This is a genomic window from Burkholderia sp. 3C, from assembly GCF_054589155.1.
Genome location: NZ_BAAILN010000044.1, coordinates 125,939 through 148,811, shown reverse-complemented (window position 1 = coordinate 148,811; position 22,873 = coordinate 125,939). Strand labels below are relative to the sequence as shown.

Genomic DNA, 22,873 nt, shown 5'->3' with positions numbered 1-22,873 from the left:
CGTGGGCGTGGAGGCCGCGGCGGCCGACGCGGCCGAACTGGCGCTGGCCGCCGATGCTGCGCTGGAGGGCACGGGCGTGCTCAAGGCGCCGGCCGCCGCGATCGCGCGCAGCGTGGCTTCGAACTGCGTGCGCTGATGCACGTTCTCGAGCACCGAAAGCGCTTGCTGGGCCTGCTGCGGGGTGAGCGGCGGCACGGCGTCCGAGTTTGCGGATGCCGGGGCAGGGGCGGCGGCATGGGCCGCCGAGACGACAATGGCGAGCAGCCAGCCGATCAGGATCTGTCGCATAGGGTGTGAATGGGGCACGCGGCACGGCGGCCCGTCTGGAAGGCGGTGGCAGGACGTTAACATGATTGCGTCCGAACCCGTTTGGTTCCGCACGCAGCGCGGGGCGTGCGGGCGAAGCCGGCGCAGGCGTTCGGGCGGCTGGCGATGAAAGGAAATCGTCAGGGTTGTCGGGCACTCGCGAGAACGCGCTTCGCTGCTTCGCTTCGCTGCCTTGCCCCGGCCGCTGTCACCATGACAGTGCGCCACTGTCGCCGCGAACCGTGCCTTGCCGCGCGAGCCGGGCCGGACGATAGTCGGTGCGCGGGGCCCGGTGCGCCCGCCGATGACCGACATGCCAACGACCCGTTCCGGAGGACGACACCATGCAACCCGACCATCCCCAACCGCGCGATGCAACCGCGCCCGGCGCACGCCGCGTGCCTGACGCAAGCGGCGTGCCGCTTCCGGCGCGCGTGAAGCTCGTCGAGGTCGGCCCGCGCGACGGCCTGCAGAACGAAGCGGCGTTCGTTGCGACCGCAACCAAGATCGGCCTGATCGAACGCCTGCTCGACGCGGGCGCCAGGCATATCGAGGCCGCCTCGTTCGTGTCGCCGAAATGGGTGCCGCAGATGGCCGACGGCGCGCAGGTGCTCGCTGGCGTGGCCAACGCGGCGGGCCGCGCCGATGCGGTGCTGTCGGCGCTGGTGCCGAACCTGCGCGGGCTGGAGGCGGCGCTGGCGGCGCGCTGCGACGAGGTGGCGGTGTTCGCGGCGGCGTCCGAAAGCTTCTCGCGGGCGAATATCCAGTGCAGCATCGCCGAGAGCCTCGCGCGCTTCGTGCCGGTGATCGAGCAGGCGCGGCAGGCCGGCGTGCCGGTGCGCGGCTACGTGTCGTGCGTGCTCGGTTGCCCGTACGAGGGCGAGGTGGCCCCGGCGCAGGTGGCCGCCGTGGCGGGCGAGCTGTACCGGATGGGCTGCCACGAGATCAGCCTCGGCGACACCGTCGGGCGCGGCACGCCGCTGGCCACCCGGCACATGCTCGACGCCTGCGTGCGCGAGGTGCCGGTGGCCGCGCTGGCCGGGCACTTCCACGACACCTGGGGGATGGCGGTGGCGAACGTGTTCGCGGCGCTGCAGGCCGGGGTGGCCGTGTTCGACGCGTCGGTGTCGGGGATCGGCGGCTGCCCATATTCGCCGGGCGCCACCGGCAACCTGGCGAGCGAGGATCTGGTCTATCTGTGCGACGGGCTGGGGATCGAAACCGGCATCGATCTGGGGCGGCTGGTGGCGGCCGGCGAAACCATCTCGGCCGCGCTCGGGCGGCCCGGCGTGTCGCGGGCCGCGCGGGCGTGGCAGGCGCGAAGCGCGGCGGCGGTGGCCTGCGCGTGAGACGTGCGCCTGCGACCCATCAAACCAATCGCAACGCCTCCACGCGCGGATCGCACACCAGCATGTAGCCCGGCGCGTGCGTGATGCAGATCGACGGCCGCGCCTCGATCACGGCCGCCTGCGGCGTGACCCCGCAGCCCCAGAACACCGGCTGCTCGCCGGCGCGGATCTCGGTTGGTTCGCCCTCGTCGGGGCGGCTCACGTCGGCGATGCCGATCGCGGCCGGGTCGCCGACATGAAGCGGCGCGCCGTGCGCGCCCGGCAGCTTCGCGCACACCTCGAACGCGATCGCGGTCTCCTCGGCCGTGTAGGGCCGCATCGACACCACGGTCGGCCCGCGAAACGGCCCGACCGGCACGGTCTGCAGCGCGCTGCGATACATCGGCACGACCTTGCGCTCGTCCACGTGGCGCACGCGCAGCCCGGCCTGTTCGAGCGCGAACTCGAACGACAGCGAACAGCCGATCACGAAGCCGACGAAATCGTCCTGCCACAGCGCGCGGATCTCGCGCGGCTCGTCCACCAGCACGCCGTCGCGCCAGACGCGATAGCGCGGCAGGTCGGTGCGCAGGTCGAGATCGGCGCCGAGCTCGGGCAGGCGCGGGTCGCCCGGCTCGGTCATGCCGATCAGCGGGCACGGCACGGGGTTGGCGCGGCAGTAGGCGGCGAAGTCGTCGGCGTAGGCGGCGGGCAGGATCACGAGGTTGCCCTGCGCGTGGCCCGGGGCCGCGCCGCTGGTGTTGCCGTCGTAGCCGGCGCGAAACGCCAGGCGCGCGCCGTGCGGCGTGTTCAGGGCCGCCTCGGGCGGGGGCGGGGAAGCGATCTCGGTCATGGTCTCCAGCCGGCTGGCGTCGAGGGGTTGGTCGGATCAGTCGAGCGCGGCGTTGGCCGTCTCGCGCATCGCCAGCAGCGCCACGCCGCCGATCAGCATCGCGCCCACCAGCAGGAACGCGGGCGACATCAGGTTGCCGGTCGCGCCGATCAGCGCGGTGGCGAGGTAGGGCGTCACGCCGCCGCCGAGCATCGCGCCGAAGTTGAAGCTGAACGCCATGCCGGTGTAGCGCACCCGCGTCGGGAATTGCTCGGCGTAGGTCGGGTAGCCCACCGATTGCACGGCCGGCATCGGCAGCGCCACCACGAACATCGCGAGCGCGGCCAGCGCGAAGCTGTGCTGGTTCATCAGCACCATCATCGGGAAGATCAGCACCACGTAGCCCACGAAGCCCGCGATCAGCACGCGGCGGCGCCCGATGCGGTCCGACAGCCCGCCCCACAGCGGCATCATGACGGCCATCGCCAGGCTGATGCAGGCCATCAGCGCGAACACGCTCACCTTGTCGTACTTGAGGTAGGTGGTCAGGTAGATGTTCATGAACACGAAGCCGACCCAGTAGCCCGCGTTCTGGCCGAACGAGATCAGGAACACCTTGAGCAGCGCGGGGCGATGCCGCGCGAACACCTCGGCGAGCGGCGCCTTGGCCGGCTCGTGGCGCGCGGCGGCCTGGCGGAACGCCACCGATTCGTCGACGCGCTTGCGGATCAGCGCTGACAGCAGCACGAACGGGATCGCCATCAGGAACGGAATGCGCCAGCCGCCCGCATGCATCTGCTCCGCGCCGACGAACGCGGTGGTCAGGCTGCAGACGATCGCCGCCAGCGCGCCGCCGATCGCCACGCCCACCGGCGTGAACGCGCCGTAGAAGCCGCGCCGGCCGCGCGGTGCGGATTCGGCCAGATAGGCCGCCGCGCCCGTCACTTCGGCGCCCGAGAAGAAGCCCTGCGCGAGCCGCGCCGCGAGCAGCGCGATGGGCGCGGCCACGCCGGCGGTGGCCGCGGTGGGCAGCAGGCCGACCGCCGCGGTGGCGACGCCCATCCCGATCACCGTCACCAGCAGCACGGCGCGCCGGCCGACGCGATCGCCGAGCCGGCCCAGCACGATGCCGCCGATCGGCCGCATCAGGAACGCGCTGCCGAAGATCGCGAGGATCGACAGCAGCGCGGCGGTGGGGTTGTCGGCCGGAAAGAATAGCGGGCCGATCAGCGCCGCCATGTAGCCGTACACGCCGAATTCGTAGTATTCGATCGCCGTGCCGGCCGCTGCCGCCAGCGCGGCCTTGCGTGCGATCGCGCGGGCGGTGGCGCCGGATGCGTCCGGTTCCAGCGGCGCCGCCTGAAGCTCTGCCGTGCTTGCGTTCAACATCTGGACTCCTGATTAATGGCTGGCCGGGGTGCCGGCATGGGGATCGGGCGAAGCGATGAAACTAGTGCGTGACGGCGAGCGCGCCGTGAGGATCGAATGCCGGCGGCCGCACCGCGATGCCGGCCGCGTCGAGCGCGGCGCGAATCCGCTGCGCGAACGCGGCCGCGCCGGGCTGGTCGCCGTGGATGCAGAGCGTGTCGGGTTCGATCGGGATCGCCACGCCGTTCACGGAATGCACCACGCCGTCGCGCAGCATGCTGAACACCTGGCGGATCGCGGTGTCCGCATCGGCGATCAACGCGCGCGGGTCGCCGCGCGGCGTCAGCGAGCCGTCGTCCTGGTAGGTGCGGTCGGCGAACACTTCCTGCGCGACGCGCAGGCCCGCGTCGCGCGCGGCGTCCACCATCACCGAGCCGGCCAGCGCGTAGAACACCAGCGCGGGGTCCACATCGCGCACCGCCGCGCAGATCGGCTCGGCGATCTCGCGGCGGCGCGCGGCGAGGTTGTAGAGCGCGCCGTGCGGCTTGACGTGCGCGAGCCGCACGCCGGCCGCCTCGGCGAACGCCTTGACCGCGCCGACCTGGTAGACGGTGATCGCGTACAGCTCGTCGGCGCTCAGTTGCATGTCGCGGCGGCCGAAGCCGGGCAGATCCGGGAAGCCCGGATGCGCGCCGATCGCCGCGCCGGCCGCGCGGGCCGCCTGCACGGTGCGCGCGATGGTGCGCGGGTCGCCGGCGTGGAAGCCGCAGGCGATATTGGCCGAGCTGACATGCGGCAGCACCGCGGCGTCGTCGCCGAGCCGGTAGATGCCGAAGCTCTCGCCCAGGTCGCTGTTGAAATCGAGTTCAGTGCGCATGGCCTTGCTCCCAGGCGGCGAAGCCGCGTGCCTGCGCGAGCGCGAGGCGCTGCGCGTCGGCCAGTTCGATCCGCTCGAAACGCAGCGCCTCGCCGGGCGAGGCTTGCGCGAGGCGCGGCAGGTCGACCGCGCACACCTGCGCGATCTTCGGATAGCCGCCGGTGGTCTGGCGGTCGGCCATCAGCACGATCGGCTGGCCGTCGGGCGGCACCTGCACGGTGCCGAACGCGAGCGCTTCCGAGGCGGCCTCGAACGGCGCGGCCAGCGCGAGCGGCGCGCCTTCGAGCCGGTAGCCCATCCGATCCGATTGCGCGGACACGCGATAGGCGCTGCCGAGCAGGGTGGCGTGCGCGTCGCCGGTGAAGCGCGCCCATTCGCGGCCGGCCACGATCCGCAGCGGTTCGCCAGCCTCGCGCAGCACGCCGTCGGCGAACACCGGGCCGAAGCCGTCGCGTTCGCGGAACGACGGATAGCGTTCGCGCATCGCCAGCGTGTCGCCACGGCGCAGCGCGCGGCCGCGCAGGCCGCCGTAGCCGGCGCGCAGCGCGGTGCTGGCGCTGCCCATCGGCGTGGCCAGCGCGAAGCCGCCGCGCACCGCCAGATACGCGCGCACGCCGCTGCGGCGGCGCTCGAAGCCGAGCGTGCTGCCCACCGGCGCGACCGTCGCACGATCGCGCGGCAGCGGTTGGTCGTCGAGCCAGGCATCGAGATCCGCGCCGCATACGGCGATCACCGCCGCGCGATGAAAGCGCAGCGTCGGGCCGGTCAGCGTGATTTCGAGCGTGGCGTCGCCGGGCGCGTTGCCGACCAGCGCGTTGGCGAGCCGGTGCGCGTGTTCGTCCATTGCGCCGTTGGCCGGCACGCCGAGATGCTGGTAACCGGTGCGGCCGAGATCCTGAAAGCTGGACAGCGCGCCGGGGCGGATCACTTCGATCGTCATGCGGCTCTCCTCGGGGCGTGTTCGTTGGCAGCCCGAAACGTGTCCTCGTCGATCGGCACGAAGCGCACGCGGTCGCCGGCCGTGACGAGGCAGGGCGCGTCGCGCTCGGCGTCGAACAGCGCGAGCGGGGTGCGGCCGATCACGTTCCAGCCGCCCGGCAGCACGGTCGGATAGATCACCGATTGCCGGTTGGCGAGGCCCACCGAGCCGGACGCCACCGAGGTGCGCGGCGTCGCGCGCCGCGCCACCGCCAGCGCCGGATCGAACAGGCCGAGATACGGGTGGCCCGGCGCGAAGCCGAGCATCATGACGTCCACCAGCGTGTCGCTGTGCAGGCGAATCAGTTCGGATTCCGACAGGCCGCACGACTGCGCGACGCACGCCAGATCGGGGCCGTGCAGGCCGCCGTAGCACACCGGAATCTCGACGATGCGGCTCGACGCGTTCGCTTGCCGCGCGGCATCGGCCGTGGCGTCGCCGCCTTGCCAGGCCGCGTCGAGGCACGCGCCGATCAGCCGCTCCACCACTGCGTACGGCGAGGCATCGGCGCGCTTGAACGGCACCCGTTCGAGCGCGTAATGGATGCCGACCGTGGCCATCGCCGGCACGATATCCACCACGAACGGCAGGCGCGCCTGCGCGATGGCCGCCGCCGCATGACGCGCGGCCAGATTGGCGCGGCGCAGGTCTGGCGCGTGCAGATCGACCATCAGCAGGCGCTCGCCCGAGGGCGCGAGCGTCCAGCGAACCTCGGTCAACGGCTCGGCGGCGGCCGGGGCGGGGCGATCGTCGTCAGTGGGGCGGGTCATGGCAGCGGCCGGAGGTGTGGGAAAACCGGCGAGGGCGCACGGCCCCGCCGCGTCGCGCTTACTTGGCGAACAGCGATTCGATGTTCGCGAACGCCTTGAATTCGAGCGCGTTGCCCGACGGGTCGAGGAAGAACATGGTGGCCTGCTCGCCCACTTCGCCCTTGAAGCGCACGTGCGGCTCGATGATGAACTTCATGCCGGCGGCCTTCAGCTTGTCGGCTGCCGCTTCCCATTGCGCCATCGACAGCACGGCGCCGAAGTGGCGCACCGGCACGGCGTCGCCGTCCACGGCGCTGGTGTGGCGATGGCCGCATTCGTCGGGCGCGAGGTGGGCGACGATCTGGTGTCCGTAGAAATTGAAGTCCACCCATTCGGCCGAGCTGCGGCCTTCGGGGCAACCGAGCAGATCGCCGTAGAACTCGCGCGCGCTGGCGATGCTGTGAACCGGGAACGCCAGATGGAACGGCGGCTGGGAAAGGGTCGTATTGCTCATGGCGTATTCCGTATCGAGCCAGTGGGGAGCGTGCCGGCGGCGGATTCGCCAACCGTGTCACGCGGCATGAGAAACAGTCTAGGTATGACAAAATTCGCTGGAAAACGATATATTTTGTGACTTACCTCAAATTTTTTTGATTAATCGACCATGATTCGCGAGCTGAAAACCTTTCTTTCCGTGGTGCGCTACGGCACGTTCGCGCGCGCCGGTTCGCAGGTCGGGCTGACGCAGTCGGCGGTCAGCGCGCAGATCCAGCGGCTGGAGGACGAACTCGGCTTCGCGCTGTTCGACCGCACCGGGCGCTCGGCCACGCTGAACGCGGCCGGGCGGCGCACCGTGGAGCGCGCCGAGGAATTGCTGGCCGCCTACGCGCGGCTGGCCGACGAGGGCGGCGCGGAGCAGGACACCGGCTTGCTGCGGATCGGCGCGATCGCTTCGGCGCAGACGCTGCTGCTGGTGCAGGCCATCGCGCTGTTTCGCGAGCGCGCGCCGGGCTGGCGCGTGCGGGTGATCCCGGGCGTGTCGCTGAACCTGCTGGCGCAGGTCGATTCGGGCGAGGTGGACGGTGCGGTGCTGATCAAGCCGCCGTTCGCGCTGCCGGCCGAACTGCGCTGGCGCGCGCTCACGCAGGAGCCGTTCGCGCTGCTCGTGCCGCGCGCGCAGCGCCACGACGATTGGCGCGCCTTGCTCAAGAGCGAGCCATTCGTGCGCTACGACCGCAATTCGTTCGGCGGGCGGCTGGTCGAGCGCTGGCTGCGCAAGCAGCGCATCAACGTGCAGGACGTGGTGGAACTCGACGAACTGCAGGCGATCGTCGAACTGGTGGGGCGCGGGGTAGGGGTGGCGCTGGTGCCGCAGGCCGCGGCGTTGCGGATTCCGAAGACGGTGGCGGTGCTGCCGCTCGACGGCGAGGTGCCGGCGCGCGAGATCGGCTACGTGGAACGCGCGGCGGGCGAGCGGCCGGCGGCGGTGACGACGTTCGCCGAATGCGTCGCGGCGGCCGCCGGCGCGTGAGGTTCCGAAAGCATTGAAAGGCTGGCGAGCGCAACGGCACGGGTGAATCGGGCTGGGAGCCTTACTACACCGGGCCTCGCGCCTTATTGTTCTGAATCGAGGAACTCTGTAATCACGATTTAGGTGTTAACCCTAGGGATCGACCGGCCTACACTTCGTCCATCGGTTGAGCAACACAGTCGACCGAATGCACAAACCCAGGAGGTATCGATCATGAAGAACCTTATTCAAGCTGTTGCCGTTGCCGCCGCGCTCGTCGTGCCCGTTGCTTCATTTGCCCAGGCCCAATCGAACGGCCCCGTGACGCGTGCCGAAGTGCGCGCCCAACTGGTGCAACTGGAAAAGGCCGGCTGGCGTCCCGGCGCCGGCGCCGATCCGAACTACCCGGACGACATTCAGGCCGCGGAACGCAAGGTCGCCGCGATGAACGGCGGCGACACGAGCGGCTACGGTGGCGTGAGCAACCGGGTTCAATCGGGCAGCCCGGCCGGCCGTGGCGTCTCGAAGGCGGACTGGAACGCGATGTACGCCCATCCGTAAGCGAAGCGGAATATGTCGCGGCAGGCGCTCCCCGATCGTTCAGTCATGCGAAATGATCGGGTTCGAGGCGCCGCGCGACGTGCGGTGAAAGGTGGTAACCGGCAGTACGTAGCGAGTGGCAGGCAGTACCGCAGCAAGCCGGTGTTGGGTTGTAACTGAAGTCCCCCGTTGTACCTGTCGTCCCTGTCGTTCCCGTAGCGAAACGGTGTAGTACGTGTGTGTGGTATCGGTGGTTGAAGTGAGAGTGTGTTGTGCGGGCGGCGAGCTTTCGCCGCCCGTTTTTTTTATTCGATCAGCGGTTCACGAGCTGCTTCGGATAGGCCAGCGCCAGCGCGCAGCCCACCAGCATGCAGACGGCGAAGCCGTACAGCCCGGCGCTTTGCGAATGGAACGTGTCGCGCAGCCAGCCGATGAAGTAGGTGCTGCCGAAGCCGCCCAGGTTCGCCAGCGAGCAGGCGAACGCGATGCCGCCCGCGGCCGCTGCACCCTTCAGGAACATCGACGGCAGCGACCACACCACCGGCATCGCCGCCGCCGCACCGGCGTTGACGAGCGAGAACAGCACCAGCGTCATCAGCGTGCCGTGCGAGGACGACGCCGCGATCGCCAGCGACACGGCCGCCACGGCGAACGGCACCACGATGTGCCAGCGGCGCTCGCGGGTGCGGTCCGAGCTGGCGCCGCAATACAGCGTGGCCAGCACGGCCGCCGCGTTGGGGATCACCATCAGCCAGCCGATTTGATAGGTGTCCTTCACGCCGGTGTCGCGCAGAATGGTCGGCAGCCAGAAGCTGACGGCATACAGGCCGAGCAGCACGCACAGGTCGATCATGCCGAGCGCCCAGACCTTCGGATCGGTGAAGGCGCGCGCCAGTGCATGGCTCTTGTTGCCTTCCGGATCGCTGTCGAGGTTCGCGCGCAGCGCCTGTTTCTCGCCGGCGTCGAGCCACGGCGTGGATTCGATCGTGTTCGGCAGCCAGCGCAGCACGGCGAAGCCGAGGATGATCGACGGCAGTGCTTCGAGCAGGAACAGCCACTGCCAGCCGCCCATGCCGTGCACGCCGTCGAACGAGCGCATGATCCAGCCCGAGATCGGGCTGCCGATCATGCTCGACAGCGGCAGGCCCACCATGAACAGCGCGACGATCCGCGCGCGGCGCGCGTCGGGATACCACTGCGTCAGATAGAGCAGCACGCCCGGCAGGAAGCCGGCCTCGGCCGCGCCGAGCAGGAAGCGCACGATATAGAACTGCATCGGCGTGTGCACGAACAGCGTGGCGCCCGACAGGATGCCCCAGGTGATCATGATCCGCGCGATCCAGAGCTTGGCGCCCACGCGTTGCAGCACCAGATTGCTCGGGACTTCGAACAAAATATAGCCCGCGAAGAACAGGCCCGCGCCGAGCCCGTAGATGCTGTCGCTGAACTTCAGCGCATCGAGCATCTGCAGCTTGGCGAGACCGATGTTGATGCGGTCCAGGTAGGCCGCGAAATAGCAGAGACAGAAGATCGTGACGAGGCGAATCGTGACCTTGCGGTAGAGCGCCGCGTGCTGCGCCGTGTCGGCCGACAAGGCCGCGTTCGGATGAGTGGTTGACATGGGACTGCCCCTGGTCGAATAGGTCGGGTTGGGTGGAAGCCGGTCGCCGCGGTCACTTGCGCGATGACGCCCGGATTCTGTATATCACGCCATTTAATGAGCGTACACACTACAAAATTGCCCGGCTTCGAGGTGCTCGCCAAAGCCGTTTCGGAAACGCTTGTCCGTCGCGGGATGCCCTGAATTACTAGGTGTTTTCATCCATGCCGGAACGGTGCGGCGCGCACGGAAAGTGCCCATTCCGTTGCACTCCGATTGTGCGGTTACGCATGAAAATGAAGCGTGTACATCATGAATTGATGTATGGGGAAATCATGCATCTTTCGTGCCTGCCCGCAGGTCGAAATACGGCGATCGTGCTGGCACGGCTTGAAATGCGGCTCGGCGATGGGAGGTTTGATCGATTCGAGGTGGCGCGCCGGTTTGGCCGAAAATCCAAAAGTCGAGGGTGTACACTTCCCGTCTTTCGATTTCGGGCCTTCGGGCCGCTGCCGTTCATGTCGTCCTCCAAAGATTCGTATGACTTTCACGACCAGATCGGCCACCTGTTGCGGCGCGCGTATCAGCGTCATGTCGCGATTTTCCAGGAGGCGATTCCGGATTCCGACCTGACCGCGGCGCAGTTCGTCACGCTCTGCACCGTCAAGGAAAAGAAGGGCTGTTCGCTGAACGACATCGTCAAGACCACGGCGATCGATCAGGCGACCATCCGCGGCGTGGTGGAGCGCCTCAAGGCACGTTCGCTGATCGAGGTGATGCCCGATCCGAGCGACGGCCGCAAGCTGATGGTGCGCGCGACCGCTTCGGGCTCGGCGCTGATCGATCGCACCGTGCCATTCGCCAAGCAGGTGACCGAGCGCACCTACGGCGCGCTGAACGTGGGCGAGCGCGTCGCGCTGCAATACCTGCTCGACAAGATGCTGCAGGGCGACGCCGAATAAGCTCCGCGCCTTCTCAAATCAACGCGCCGGCGCCGTTTCGGCCTCGATCAGGCGGCCCGCCGCGCGCAATCCTTCCCGTATCGTTTCCGCATTGAACGGCGGCGCGCAGAAGCGCACGCCGGTCGCGTCGTGGATCGCATTGGCGAGCGCGGCGGGGCCGGGCACCGACGCCGATTCGCCCGCGCCGAGCGGCGGTTCGCCCTGGCGCGGCATCAGCACAACGTCCACGGCCGGCAGTTCGGGGAACGTCAGGATCGGATAGCTGGCCCATTCGCGCGTGGCCACCTTGCCGTCGACGAAGCGCACGCGCTCCTTCAGGGAGCGGCTCAACACCTGAATCACGTTGCCGTGGATCTGATGGCGCACGCCATCGGGGTTGATCATCGTTCCGGTGTCCTGACCGACCGTGATGCGCTCCACGCGCACCTCGCCCGTCATGCGGTCCACCGTCAGGTCGACGATCCACGCCGACCACGCCGCGCCGAATCCGGGAAAGCGGCTGTGCACGTAACGCGCATAGGCGATGCCGCGACCGTGTACGATGCGTTCGTCCGACGGCGCGGCATGGCGTGGCCGCGCCACCCAGCCCGCGCGCGTGGCGATCGCCTGCAGCAGTTCGGCCGCGCGCGTGTCGGACAGATGGCGCAGACGGAATTCGAGCGGATCGACACCGGCCAGCGCCGCGCATTCGTCGGCGAACGAATCGTGCGCGAACGAGTTCGGCAGCGCGGACACCCCACGAAACCACGACGAGCGCACCAGCGGCGCGAGATCCTCGCAAACGAAGCGGCGGTTCGGGCTGTCGTACGGCGACACGGCGGTGCGGTCGCCCATCTCGAACACGCGCGGCGTGGCGGGCACCGCGCCGGTCAGCAGCGAGGCCAGCAGCGGCGCGTCGTTCGACGGGTAGCGCGTGGTGAAGTCGTAGCCGAGCAGGCGGCCGTCGCGGCTCACGGTGCCCGTCACGTTCACCACCTGCCCCGTGCCCTTCGGTTCCCACAAATGTTCGTCGGCGCGCGTCAGTTGCACGCGCACCGGGCGGCCGGTGGCCTGCGACAGCAGCAGCGCGTCGCCGCACACGTCGTCGGCGCCGTTGCGGCCGTAGCAGCCGGCCGCTTCCATCCGCACGATGTCGATGTCGGCTTCGTCGCGGCCCGCCAGCGTGGCGAGGTCGTAGCGCAAGGTGACCGGGTTCTGCGTGCCGGACCACACGGTGATGCGGCCGTCGCCCGGCGCGCGATAGTCGGCCAGCGCGCACGACGGCCCGATCGAGCCGTGAAGCTGGTACGGCCACACATAGGTGCGCGACAGCGTGATCGTGTCGGCTTCGTTGCGCACGGCCTCGACGTCGCCTTCGTCGAGCAGCGGGCGGCGCGTGGCCGGCGCGGCGGCGATCGCCGCGCCCGGGTCGGCCAACGAGGCCAGCGGCGGCAACGGGTGCCAGCGCACGCGCAATTCGCGCGCGGCGCGGATCGCCTGTTCCTCGCGCTCGGCCACCACGCCCACGAAATCGCCGCGCGTCACGATGGCGACGATGCCGGGCAGGTGCGCGACCGATTCGCGCTCGACGCCGGCCAGCAAGTGGCCGACGAACGGGCCGCTGTCGAGGCCGCTGTAGGGCGGGCGGATCACGCGGCCGTGCAGCATGCCGGGCACGCGCATGTCGTGCACGAACGTCAGTTGGCCGGTGGCCTTGGCCGGCAAATCCACGCGCGGCGCCGAGCGGCCGATCACGCGATAGGTGGCGGGGTCCTTGACGGGGGTCTTGAGGTCGAGTTCGAGCGCGAGGCGCGCGCCGGCCACGAGTTCGGCGTAAGCGAGGCGCGGCGCGTCGGCATCGTTCGGATTGCCGACGAACACGAAGCCGCGGTCGGTATTCAGCGTGTCGAGCGGCGCATCGAGCCGTGCGGCCGCCAGTTCGAGCAGCTTGCGCCGCGCCTGCGCCGCGGCCGCGCGCAGCGGCGTGGCCGAGATCTGGATGGTGGCGCTGGCGATGGTCGGCCCCTGGTTCGGCGTCGCGGCGGTGTGGCCGAGCTGCATCGAGACCTGGGCCGGCGCGAGATCCAGCTCCTCGGCCACGATCTGGCCGAGCGAGGTGCGGATGCCGGTGCCGAGATCGACGTGGCCGTTGAACGCGAGGACGCGCCCGTCGTCGAGCACGGCGACGAACACTTCCGGCACGTCGGGCGTGTAGGACGACAAACTGCCGGGCTGGCCGGGGGCCGGCTTGACGGGCGGAGCGGGGCGGCGGATCACGGCCAGGCAGCCGTCGCGTGCGAGCAGTTCGGAACGGTTCACGGGCGCGGGGTCCGCTGAAGAGGGGAAAGGCGGCGGGCGCGTGCGCCCGCATCCGGCAATCTAGACGGCCAAAAACGGCCGGTCAACCACGCGCGGCCTGGGCCGATTGGGCCAATTGAGCGGCGTCGATCGCGGCGATGGCGTCGTCGAGCGGCAGCACGGCCGCGTACTTCTGCGCCATGTCGAACAGGTTGGCTTCGTGCGGCGCGATCGCGCGGTCGCCCACGCAATCGGCGAGCACGAACGGACGGAAGCCGAACGACATCGCATCCACCACGCTGGCGCGCACGCAGCCGCTGGTCACGGCACCGGCCACCAGCAGCGTGCGCACCGCGCGCTGCGTGAGCCACGGCGCGAGTTGCGTGCCGAAGAACGCCGACGGCACCTGCTTGCGCACCACCAGTTCGCCGGCGGCCGGGGTCAGTTCCGGCACGATCTGGCTGTTCGGGTGATCCTCGTGCAGCGTGGCCATGCCGGGCACCTTCAGCGAGAACACGTTGTCGTCGCTGCCGTCGCTGGCGTAGACGATCCTGCTGTGCGCCACCGGCCAGCCGCGCGCGCGGGCGATCGCGAGCGCCTGCTCGGTGCGGGCAATCGCGGCCGGGATGTTGCCGCCGCCGAACGTGGCCGGATCGGCGAAGCCGACCACCAGGTCGACGATCAGCAGGCCGACGTTGCCGGCCGGCGCGAGCGGCGTGCCGAAACCCTGCTGGCGATAGACGCCGCTTTCGGCGTGATGCGACAGTTCAAGTGAGCTGGACATGCTTGGGAATCCTCGATAAAGCGGTTCAGGCGGCCGGGAACAGCACGCGGCCGTCGCGCACCACGACCTGATCGTCGAGCTGGACGGTGCAGTGGCGCAGCGGGATGTCGATATGGCAGGTGGTGGTGCGACTGCCGCCGCCCTCGTTGTTCGGCCCGAGCGAGAACAGGAAGTTGCCCTCGAACGCGCGCGCATCCATGCCGATGGTGGCCTCGCGGTCGTACAGGCCGAGCGTCGACCAGCGCGCGCGCGGCTGCAGGCCCCAGCCGATATGCGAGATCGCATAGCCTTCGGGGTCGTTGAAGGTTTCCATGTAGTCGCGCAGCAGCGCGGCGTCCACGCCGCCCTCGATGCGTGTGGCGTAGCCGTTCTCCACGGTCAGCGCGATCGGTTCGGATACATAGTGCTTCTGCGGCAGCAGGATGTCGCCGCGGTCGATCACGATGGTGCCGTGCGCGGTGCGGTCGTTCGGGTAGGTCAGCGCGAAGCCGCTCGGCCAGTGATCCCAGCGGCCCGGCTCGTCGACGAAGCCGTATTCGGCGGTCGGCGGAAAATCGCCGAGCGGGCACACCAGCGCGGTGCCGGCCGGCGAGCTGACGCGCATCTCGCGCGAAGCGGAGATTTTCGCGGCGGCGGCCAGCACGCGCGTGCGGTCGGCCTCGGTCGGCACCATGCGCATCAGCACTTCGGGCGGCTCGACCGCCAGCAGGATCTTGGTGCCCGATTTGAGGATGTCGTGTTGTTCGGGAGAGAACAGCAGCGTCATCAGGTCGAGCACCAGGTCGCTTTCCTTCAGCGCGGCGATCGCGGCGCGATTGCCGGTGAGCGGCGTGGTGCCGAGATAGGCCAGCGAATCGCGGCTGAACGCCTTGTCGCCGTTCACCGGCGGCAGGTCGAGGCGGTTCACGATCGCGCCCATCTGCTGCGTGGCGATCAGCGCGCATTGCAGCGTTTGCGGATGGGTGGCGGTACTGGTCAGGATCGTCACGGTCTGGCCCGCTTCGAGGCGGGACAGCGTCAGCACGTGTTTCCACGCGTCGATCAGTTGGGCGTCGTTAATCGGCATGGTCGGCTCCGTTGCAAGAGGTCGGGCGGTTCGGTTTCGTCGGGCGCTCAGGCGCTCGCCGCGAGCGGTGCGCCGAGGAAATCGCCGAAGGCCGCGTAGAAGCCGGCCGCGTTGTCCCACGGAATCATGTGGCCGGCGTCGGGCACGCGCACGTGGCCCATCGCCGGCGTGGCGCGTTGCAGCTCGGCCACGTCCTCGTCGCGCACCACGTCGCCGCGCTCGGCGGTGATCAGCAGCGACGGCACGCGCAGTTGCGCGGCGTCGGCGTGGAAATCATCGGTATGGAATCCTTCGTAAGAGGCCAGCATGGCGCGCTCGTCGCAGGTGTGCAGCCATTCGGCGCGCAAGCGGCGTTCCTCTTCGGTCCAGGTGGGGCAGAACGCGCGCATGCCTTCGGCGTCGGTGCCGGCGCGGGCCAGCGCCATCGAATCGACATACCACGGCAGCTTGCCCGGGTACTCACGGCGGCCCGGGCCGGACACGGGCGGATCGACCAGCACCACCGAGGCGAGGCCATGCTCGATATGCAGCGCGGCGCGCGCGGCGATGCGCGCGCCCATCGAATGGCCGACCAGCGCGAAGCGCTCGAGCCCGAGCGCGGCGGCCAGCGCCGCCACGTCGTGCGCCTGCGCGTCGAGGCTGTAGTCGAGCGTGTCGGAGGCCGACGACAGGCCGCGGCCGCGCACATCGAGCACGTAGGTGTCGAAACGCGCGCCGAGCACCTCGCCGACGAAGCCCCAGGTGATCGCCGGGCTGGTAATGCCGGGAATCAGAATCACGGCCGGGCGGCCGGCGCGCTCGCCGGTGGCGCCGCCGTAGCGCAGGTAGTGCTGGCGGATGCCGTTGGCATGCACGTTCGCGCCATACAGGTAGGTCGAGGTCATCGCGGCTCCGTTCAGTAGGCGCCCGACAGCAGCGCGCCGGCGCCGGGCACGATCGGTTCTAGATCGAGTTCGCGCAGGATCGAATAGGTGGTGGCGATCGCGGCGGTGATCACCGGCTTGCCGGTCATCGCCTCGACCTTGGCCACGGCCGGCAGCGACGGCATCTGCACGCAGGCCGACAGCACGATCGCATCGGCGTCCTGGTACGGCAGCGACTTGACGATGTCGGGCAGGCGCGCCGGATCGTGGCGGCCCACGTCGAGGTTGTCGGGGATTTCGAGCGCGCGCCAGGCGATCACTTCGTAGCCCTCATTACGGATGTAGTCCACCACCAGTTCGGTCAGCGGCTTCATGTAGGGCGCCACCACCACGATCTTCTTCGCGCCGATCACCTTCAGCGCGTCGACCAGCGCGCCCGCGCTGGTCAGCACCGGCGCCTGCGCGCCGTTCTCGGCGGTGTGACGTGTCAGGCGCTCCTGCGAGACGCGGTGATAGCCGTGGCCCATGGCCATGATCGCGACCAGGCAGGCATAACCGAGCACGTCCACGCGCGCATCCGACAGCTCGACGGCGCAGCGGTCCGATTCGGCGTCCATCGCGGCCAGTTCCTCCTTGACCACCTTCTTCATGCGCATCCGGCTCGAATGGAACGTGAAGCGCTCGGGGCGAATCGATTCGCGCAGCCGCAGCATCGCGGGAATTTCAGTTTCCATCGTGGTGTTCGAGCTCGGCACGATCTGGCCGATGCGGAAGGTTCGGGTCATCTTGGCTCCTTGGGCGATGAGCGGCAGCGGCGCGGGGGCGGTTGCCGAAAGTGAAGCAAAGTCTAGCGTGTACGTTTGAATTTCACAACGTATCAAAAACCTCCCGAACCCCCGGGAAATCCCTTGTATGCAGCATGAATGTGCATTATTGGTGCGGGATATGCTGCGTGGCGGTGCCTGAAAATTTTCGCTTGTGCGAATATTTTGCAGTGTGTACGCTTGATTTAACCCTAACCCATCCGCCGCCGCGACGGTCCTGCCGCCGGCCACTCAGAACAGGAGATTCCGATGAAGCAACCCCGTATCGCGATCGTGGGCGCCGGCCTCGGCGGCACCGCCGCCGCCGCGCTGCTGCAACGCAGCGGCTATGACGTGAAGCTCTACGAGCAGGCGCCGTCGTTCTCGCGCCTCGGCGCGGGCATCCACCTCGGCCCGAACGTCATGAAGATCATGCGCAAGATCGGCTGCGAGAACGCACTCGAAGCGATGGGTTCGCATCCCGATTTCTGGTACAGCCGCGACGGCATCACGGCCGAGGTCATGTCGCAAATCCCGCTCGGCGATTTCGCACTGAAGACCTACGGCGCGAGCTACCTGACGGTGCACCGTGGCGATTTCCACGCGCTGATGACGCAGGCCGTCACGCCGGGCACGATCGTGTTCGGCAAGAAGCTCACGACGATCGAGGACACCGGCAGCGACGTGCGCCTGACGTTCGACGACGGCACGGTCGAGACGGCCGACATCGCGATCGGCGCGGACGGCGTCAACTCGCGCTTGCGCGAGCACCTGCTCGGCGCCGAACCGCCGCGCTACACCGGCTACGTCGCGCACCGCGCCGTGTTCCCGGCCTCGCTGCTGAACAACAAGCCGTACGACATGTGCGTCAAGTGGTGGTCGGGCGACCGCCACATGATGGTCTACTACGTGACCGAAGCGCGTGACGAGTACTACTACGTAACCGGCGTGCCGCAGGCCGAGTGGCCGGCCGGCGTGTCGATGGTCGACAGCAGCCGCGACGAGATGCGCGAGGCGTTCGCCGGTTTCCACTCCGACATCCAGCATCTGATCGACGTGTCGCCGTCGATCACCAAATGGCCGCTGCTCGAACGCGATCCGCTGCCGCTTTGGAGCCGTGGCCGCCTGGTGCTGCTCGGTGATGCCTGCCATCCGATGAAGCCGCACATGGCGCAGGGCGCGGCGATGGCGATCGAGGATGCCGCGATGCTGGCGCGCTGCCTCGACGAAGTGGGCGTGGCCGATTACACCAACGCGTTCGCGCTGTACGAGGCGAACCGCGCCGCGCGCGCCTCGAAGGTGCAACTGGTGTCGCACAACAACACCTGGCTGCGCACCAACGAGGACCCGGCCTGGGTGTTCGGCTACGACGTGTTCGACGTGCCGCTCGAAGCGCCCGCCAAGGAAGCCGTGGCGAGCTGATCGGCACGGCTTCGCCCCGGCCGGAATTTCGGCGAGGTATAACGGCATCGCGCGGCCCGGCCGCGCGAGGTTGCCTGCCGGTTCGCGCCCGTCGCGCGTCGGCATCTTGAATCGGGTCAGTCATGTCGCATTCCGGCCAATCGGCGGGGCCGCTCGCGCTCCGCGTCAACGGCGACGAGCGCAGCGCGCCCGGCGCCGCACCCGATACGCCCCTCCTGCTGGTGCTGCGCAACGATTTCGAGCTGAACGGCCCGAAATACGGTTGCGGCCTCGGCCAGTGCGGCGCGTGCACGGTGCTGGTCGACGGGCAGGCCACGCGCTCGTGCGTGGTGCCGGCCGGCGCGGTCTGCGGTCACGAGGTCGTCACGCTCGAAGGGCTCGGCACGGCCGAGGCCCCGCATCCGATCCAGCGCGCGTTCATCGACGAACAGGCGGCCCAGTGCGGCTACTGCCTGAACGGCATGATCATGAGCGCCAAGGCGCTGCTCGACCGCAATCCCGCCCCCGACGACGCGGCGATCCACGACGCGCTGCGTTTCAATCTGTGCCGCTGCGGCACCCATCTCGAGATCGTGCGGGCCGTGCATCGCGCGGCGCGCTATCTGCAACACGACCATGAACGGTGATCCGGCAGTCCGTCACGAAGGCGAGGGCGAGCACGACGTGGCGAGCGTCGCCGGCCCGCGCCCGGCTATCGCGAACCCAGCGCCGGCGCGTGCGTTGCCGCTCGTCTCGCATCGGCGCGCCGAATACGGCTGGCCGGCCGGCGATGGCCTGAGCGCGACGTTGTCGGTCGATGCGGGCCTGTCCGCGCAGGGCACGCTGGCGAGCTGGCAATACCGCGCGCGGCTCGCGTCGGCCGAGGGCGACGCGCGTTCGCGCCCGGTGCCGGCGAGCGGCTTGGCCGGCGACGTGCCGCTGCCGTTCGTCTATCGCCATGCCGAGGCGCGCGTCGAGGTGGAAGACCCGGCGCGGCGGATTCCGGCCCATGCGCATGCGTTCGCGCGCGAATCGGGCGTGGACGAATGCGCGACCGAGTTGCACGTCGATCCGGTCGAGCTGCGGCTGCGCCATCTCGATCCGGTCGGCGATGCCGGCGCGCACGAAGTGATCCGCATGGTGACCGAGCGTGCGCAATGGCAGGCGCCGGCGGCCACGTTGCCGGCATCGCCCTGGTTGCGTGGGCGCGGTTTTGCGTTCGACGGGCAGCGGCAGGCTGCGCCCGACGACGCCGATGTTTCAGATAACGAACTATCCAATCCGGCCCGCCCGCTCGATACACGCCCCGACTGGACGGCCTGGGTCGTCGACATCGACGTGAACCCCGCGACCGGCGACATCGCGCTGCGCCGCGTGGTGGCCGGGCAGGGTGCCGGGGAACCTGGCGCGGACGGCGCGCGCGGCGCGGGTTTGGCCGCCGCGCAGATCGAGGCGGCGGTCTCGCGCGTGCTCGGTGTGCGCCATACGGCACGTAGCGCTTACGACGAAAGCGCCGCCGATACGGCGCTGGCGCACGAACTGGTGGCCGCGCCGGCGGGAGAGACCGACGCCTCGCAATTGACCACCGAATTCGCCGCGCTCGACGATGCCGAACGTGAGCGCGTCGAACGCGCTGCCGCGCCGGCCGCCGCGGCGATCGCCAACGCGCTCTACGACGCGACGGGCGTGCGCTTTCGCGCGCCGCCGTTCGATGCGCGCGCGGTGCGCGCGGCGCTGGCCACGCACGAGGGCTATCGCGCCGTGGTGAGCCGTCAACCGTCGCCGCAGGCGCGCTGGCGGCGCTGGCTCAAGGGCGGCGGCATCGGCGGCGTGGTGGGCGGCCTGATCGGGCTGGCCGGCGCGCTGCTGCCCGGCCCCGCGCCGATCGCACCGATTCCGGCCGGCTCGGCTTCGGGCGCGCAGGTCTGGAGCGCCGACACGATCGAACGTGGGCGGCTGGTGGCGATCGCGGGCGACTGCGCCGTCTGTCACACCGCGCCCGGCGGGCGCACCAACGCGGGCGGCTTTCCGCTCGAAACGCCGTTCGGCACGATCTATTCGACCAACCTGACGCCCGATCCGGAAACCGGCATCGGTTCGTGGTCCTATCCGGCGTTCGCGCGCGCAATGCGCGAGGGCATCTCGCGCGACGGCCGCCATCTGTACCCGGCGTTCCCGTACACGGCGTTCGCCAAACTCAGCGAGCCGGACTTGCTGGCGCTCTACGCGTATCTGATGTCGCAACCGGCCGTGAAGGCCGCGCCGCCGGCCACCCGGCTGCCGTTCCCGATGAATCAGCGCCGCCTGGTGGCGGGCTGGAACTGGCTCTATCACGACGACGCGCCATACGCGCCCGACCCGGCGCGCTCGGCGCAGTGGAATCGCGGCAAGTATCTGGTGGATGGCGCCGGCCATTGCAGCGCCTGCCATTCGCCGCGCAACGCGCTCGGCGCCGAAAAGGGCGGCTTCGCGTATCTGACGGGCGGCAGCGCCGAGGGTTGGGACGCGCCCGCGCTGGTGGCCGCCTCGCACGCCGCGCCGGTGCCGTGGACGGAGGACGCGCTGTTCCGCTACCTGCGCACCGGCTTTTCGCCCGAGCACGGCGTGGCGGTCGGGCCGATGGCGCCGGTCGTGGCGGGCCTGGCCGAGTTGCCCGAGGGCGACGTGCGGGCGATGGCGCATTACCTCGCGTCGCTGTCGCCGCATGTGGACGACGCCACCGCCACGGCCGCCGCGGCCGCGGTGGCTTCGCGCGGCGCGGAAACGGTGTCCACGCTCGGCATGGAGAACGGCCGGCGCACGTTCGAGGCGGCCTGCGCGGTCTGCCACGCCGAATCGGGCGGGGTGGGGCACTTCGGCGTGCGGCCGCTGATGGGGCTGAACACCAGCGTCAGCCACGCCAACCCCGACAACCTGCTGCGCGTGCTGCAGAACGGCATCGCGCAGCCGGCCACCGCCGCGCTCGGCTACATGCCCGGCTTCCGCGACGAATTCGACGACCGCCAGATGGCCGAACTCGCCGCCTATATCCGCAAGCGCTACGCGCCGGACCAACCGGCGTGGCGCGATCTCGAAGCGGCATCGGCGCGGATTCGCGCGCAAGGAGCGGCACATTGAACGCGGCGGACCGGTTTCTCTCCACCGACGGCCGGGGCCACCACGACGGCACCGGCTGGCATGGTTCGGAGCGCGAAGTATTGGAGACGGCCGGCGCGTGGCGCGCGGCCGGCCATGCCGTGTGGCTCTACACGGTGGTGCGCACCTGGGGTTCGGCGCCGCGCCCGGTCGGCGCGATCATGGCGATGCGCGGTGACGGGCGGATCTGCGGTTCGGTGTCGGGCGGCTGCATCGAGGACGATCTCGCCGAATCGCTGCGCCGCGACGGGCCGCCCGGCCCGCTGCCGGGCGTGGTCGAATACGGCCTGAACGCCGACGACGCGCATCGCTTCGGGCTGCCATGCGGCGGCACGCTGCGGCTGGTGCGCGAAACGCTCGGCCCGGCCAGCGGGTTCGACGCGCTGCTCGACGCATTGCGCGCCGGGCAGGTGGTGGCGCGCACGCTCGATCTGGCCAGCGGCCGCGCGACGCTCGCCGCGATCGACGGCGATGCCGCCGCGCCCGCGTTCGACGGCCGGCAACTGGTCGCGCCGTTCGGCCCGGCCTGGCGGCTGCTGCTGATCGGCGCGGGCGAACTGAGCCGCTACGTGGCCGCGATGGCCGTGCCGCTCGGCTATGCCGTCACGCTGTGCGACCCGCGCGACGATTACGCGACGCCGCCGCTGCCGGGCGTGTCGCGCGTGCGCACCATGCCCGACGACACCGTGCTGGCCATGCAGCCCGACGCGCGCACCGCCGTGATCGCGCTGACCCACGATCCCAAGCTCGACGATCTCGCGCTGATCGAGGCGCTGCGCACGCCGGCCTTCTACGTGGGCGCGATCGGTTCGCGCCGCAACAGCGACGCGCGTCGCGAGCGGCTCAAGCTGTTCGATCTCGACGATGCGCAGCTTGCGCGGCTGCATGCGCCGGTCGGGCTTCACCTGGGCGGCAGCACGCCGCCCGAGATCGCCGTGTCGATCGTCGCCGACCTGACCGCGCGCCGCCATCGCGTGCCGGTGGCCGGCTTGCGCGATGTCGAAGCGGGCAAGGCGGGGCAGGGGATGCTTCGGGATGCTTGAGGGTTCCGGGGCCTTCCCTTTAAGCCCGATTTAATTCGGGCTGCATAGCATGTGAGTCATGCGGCGTGCGACAGCGCGTCCCCTTTGGCCCACAGCAGCGGCGGTACGCCATGATCAAACAATTCGACTACCCACTCGGCGATGAAACGATTGCCCTGTGCGCCAGCTTCGGCGCCGGGCCGGCCTTGCAGCGCGTGCTGGTGAGCCGGGCCGATTCGATGGAAACGCTGGTGGTGCTCGACGCGCGCGGTTGGTCGGGCATCCTGAAGCTCGCCACCGAGACGCCCGAAGGCCTGCTCGACGACGCGATCCGCAAGGTCGGCAGCGAGCAACTGATCGAGCGCGCGATCCGCAGCCGCGCCGTGGTCGAAGCGCAACTCTAGCCGCCGCACCCGGCCGGGACGAACGATCCCGGCCGGTTTTTTCCAGCCTCAGTACAATGCACCGGGT

At 69.8% G+C, this 22,873-nt stretch carries 21 protein-coding genes and 1 pseudogene; 9 read left to right on the top strand and 13 right to left on the bottom strand.

Translation table 11 applies throughout. The features are described 5' to 3' along the window. A pseudogene (locus ACYP33_RS07095) lies at nucleotides 1-288 on the bottom strand (mechanosensitive ion channel protein); the annotation flags it as partial. 434 nt (nucleotides 289-722) lie between these two features. On the opposite strand from ACYP33_RS07095, the gene ACYP33_RS07090 reads away from it, so the two are divergent. Beyond that, nucleotides 723-1,655, top strand: a complete 933-nt coding sequence (locus ACYP33_RS07090) for a hydroxymethylglutaryl-CoA lyase (protein ID WP_459621062.1) — start codon at nucleotides 723-725, stop codon at nucleotides 1,653-1,655. A 19-nt stretch (nucleotides 1,656-1,674) separates the two neighbouring features. On the opposite strand, the gene ACYP33_RS07085 is transcribed toward ACYP33_RS07090, so the two are convergent. From ACYP33_RS07085 to ACYP33_RS07060, 6 genes are all read right to left on the bottom strand, one after another. Then, entirely contained in the window at nucleotides 1,675-2,487 is an 813-nt protein-coding gene (locus ACYP33_RS07085) for a putative hydro-lyase (protein WP_459620633.1), read from the bottom strand. Between the two features lie 36 nt (nucleotides 2,488-2,523). Continuing rightward, nucleotides 2,524-3,855: an MFS transporter gene (locus ACYP33_RS07080; protein ID WP_459620631.1), complete on the bottom strand. Its 1,332-nt coding sequence runs from the start codon at nucleotides 3,853-3,855 to the stop codon at nucleotides 2,524-2,526. Between the two features lie 61 nt (nucleotides 3,856-3,916). Then, nucleotides 3,917-4,711, bottom strand: coding sequence for a LamB/YcsF family protein (locus tag ACYP33_RS07075; RefSeq protein WP_459620629.1), 795 nt, complete (start codon nucleotides 4,709-4,711; stop codon nucleotides 3,917-3,919). Further along, the gene (locus ACYP33_RS07070) at nucleotides 4,701-5,651 is read right to left on the bottom strand and encodes a 5-oxoprolinase subunit C family protein (RefSeq protein WP_459620627.1); all 951 of its coding nucleotides are present in this window, start codon (nucleotides 5,649-5,651) and stop codon (nucleotides 4,701-4,703) included. The genes ACYP33_RS07075 and ACYP33_RS07070 overlap by 11 nt, the downstream gene beginning before the upstream one ends. Beyond that, nucleotides 5,648-6,460 (bottom strand): 5-oxoprolinase subunit PxpB, encoded by an 813-nt coding sequence (pxpB, locus tag ACYP33_RS07065; protein ID WP_459620625.1) that lies wholly within the window; start codon nucleotides 6,458-6,460, stop codon nucleotides 5,648-5,650. Before pxpB ends, ACYP33_RS07070 begins: the two co-directional genes overlap by 4 nt. Before the next feature lie 58 nt (nucleotides 6,461-6,518). After that, nucleotides 6,519-6,953, bottom strand: coding sequence for a VOC family protein (locus ACYP33_RS07060; protein ID WP_459620624.1), 435 nt, complete (start codon nucleotides 6,951-6,953; stop codon nucleotides 6,519-6,521). Nucleotides 6,954-7,103: 150 nt separating this feature from the next. Between ACYP33_RS07060 and ACYP33_RS07055 the strand changes: the two genes are divergently transcribed. Continuing rightward, complete coding sequence (locus ACYP33_RS07055) at nucleotides 7,104-7,970, top strand: LysR family transcriptional regulator (RefSeq protein ID WP_459620622.1); 867 nt, start codon at nucleotides 7,104-7,106, stop codon at nucleotides 7,968-7,970. Between the two features lie 213 nt (nucleotides 7,971-8,183). After that, complete coding sequence (locus ACYP33_RS07050) at nucleotides 8,184-8,510, top strand: DUF4148 domain-containing protein (RefSeq protein WP_414449946.1); 327 nt, start codon at nucleotides 8,184-8,186, stop codon at nucleotides 8,508-8,510. A 292-nt stretch (nucleotides 8,511-8,802) separates the two neighbouring features. On the opposite strand, the gene ACYP33_RS07045 is transcribed toward ACYP33_RS07050, so the two are convergent. Then, the gene (locus ACYP33_RS07045) at nucleotides 8,803-10,110 is read right to left on the bottom strand and encodes an MFS transporter (protein WP_459620619.1); all 1,308 of its coding nucleotides are present in this window, start codon (nucleotides 10,108-10,110) and stop codon (nucleotides 8,803-8,805) included. Between the two features lie 497 nt (nucleotides 10,111-10,607). On the opposite strand from ACYP33_RS07045, the gene ACYP33_RS07040 reads away from it, so the two are divergent. Beyond that, nucleotides 10,608-11,051 (top strand): MarR family winged helix-turn-helix transcriptional regulator, encoded by a 444-nt coding sequence (locus tag ACYP33_RS07040; protein WP_414444475.1) that lies wholly within the window; start codon nucleotides 10,608-10,610, stop codon nucleotides 11,049-11,051. Between the two features lie 18 nt (nucleotides 11,052-11,069). On the opposite strand, the gene ACYP33_RS07035 is transcribed toward ACYP33_RS07040, so the two are convergent. The 5 genes from ACYP33_RS07035 to ACYP33_RS07015 form a co-directional block, all read right to left on the bottom strand. Next, nucleotides 11,070-13,349, bottom strand: a complete 2,280-nt coding sequence (locus tag ACYP33_RS07035) for a xanthine dehydrogenase family protein molybdopterin-binding subunit (protein ID WP_459620617.1) — start codon at nucleotides 13,347-13,349, stop codon at nucleotides 11,070-11,072. 82 nt (nucleotides 13,350-13,431) lie between these two features. Continuing rightward, the gene (locus ACYP33_RS07030) at nucleotides 13,432-14,112 is read right to left on the bottom strand and encodes an isochorismatase family protein (RefSeq protein ID WP_414449943.1); all 681 of its coding nucleotides are present in this window, start codon (nucleotides 14,110-14,112) and stop codon (nucleotides 13,432-13,434) included. A 25-nt stretch (nucleotides 14,113-14,137) separates the two neighbouring features. Next, complete coding sequence (locus ACYP33_RS07025; RefSeq protein WP_414449942.1) at nucleotides 14,138-15,178, bottom strand: 2,5-dihydroxypyridine 5,6-dioxygenase; 1,041 nt, start codon at nucleotides 15,176-15,178, stop codon at nucleotides 14,138-14,140. A gap of 47 nt (nucleotides 15,179-15,225) precedes the next feature. Then, nucleotides 15,226-16,062, bottom strand: a complete 837-nt coding sequence (locus tag ACYP33_RS07020; RefSeq protein WP_459620614.1) for an alpha/beta hydrolase — start codon at nucleotides 16,060-16,062, stop codon at nucleotides 15,226-15,228. Nucleotides 16,063-16,073: 11 nt separating this feature from the next. After that, a complete protein-coding gene (locus ACYP33_RS07015; RefSeq protein WP_414449940.1) occupies nucleotides 16,074-16,826 on the bottom strand; it encodes a maleate cis-trans isomerase family protein in 753 nt (250 codons plus the stop codon). Nucleotides 16,827-17,114: 288 nt separating this feature from the next. On the opposite strand from ACYP33_RS07015, the gene ACYP33_RS07010 reads away from it, so the two are divergent. From ACYP33_RS07010 to ACYP33_RS06990, 5 genes are all read left to right on the top strand, one after another. Further along, on the top strand, nucleotides 17,115-18,266 hold the full coding sequence (locus ACYP33_RS07010) for an FAD-dependent monooxygenase (RefSeq protein WP_414444481.1): 1,152 nt from the start codon (nucleotides 17,115-17,117) through the stop codon (nucleotides 18,264-18,266). Between the two features lie 122 nt (nucleotides 18,267-18,388). After that, nucleotides 18,389-18,892 (top strand): (2Fe-2S)-binding protein, encoded by a 504-nt coding sequence (locus ACYP33_RS07005; RefSeq protein WP_459620612.1) that lies wholly within the window; start codon nucleotides 18,389-18,391, stop codon nucleotides 18,890-18,892. Continuing rightward, nucleotides 18,882-21,362, top strand: coding sequence for a c-type cytochrome (locus ACYP33_RS07000; protein ID WP_459620610.1), 2,481 nt, complete (start codon nucleotides 18,882-18,884; stop codon nucleotides 21,360-21,362). The genes ACYP33_RS07005 and ACYP33_RS07000 overlap by 11 nt, the downstream gene beginning before the upstream one ends. An 80-nt stretch (nucleotides 21,363-21,442) precedes the next feature. Beyond that, nucleotides 21,443-22,423 carry an XdhC family protein gene (locus ACYP33_RS06995; RefSeq protein ID WP_459621059.1) on the top strand — a complete coding sequence of 327 codons (981 nt, stop codon included), beginning with the start codon at nucleotides 21,443-21,445 and terminating at the stop codon, nucleotides 22,421-22,423. A 110-nt stretch (nucleotides 22,424-22,533) separates the two neighbouring features. Next, nucleotides 22,534-22,806 (top strand): hypothetical protein, encoded by a 273-nt coding sequence (locus tag ACYP33_RS06990; protein ID WP_414449936.1) that lies wholly within the window; start codon nucleotides 22,534-22,536, stop codon nucleotides 22,804-22,806. The last annotated feature ends 67 nt before the right edge of the window (nucleotides 22,807-22,873 follow it).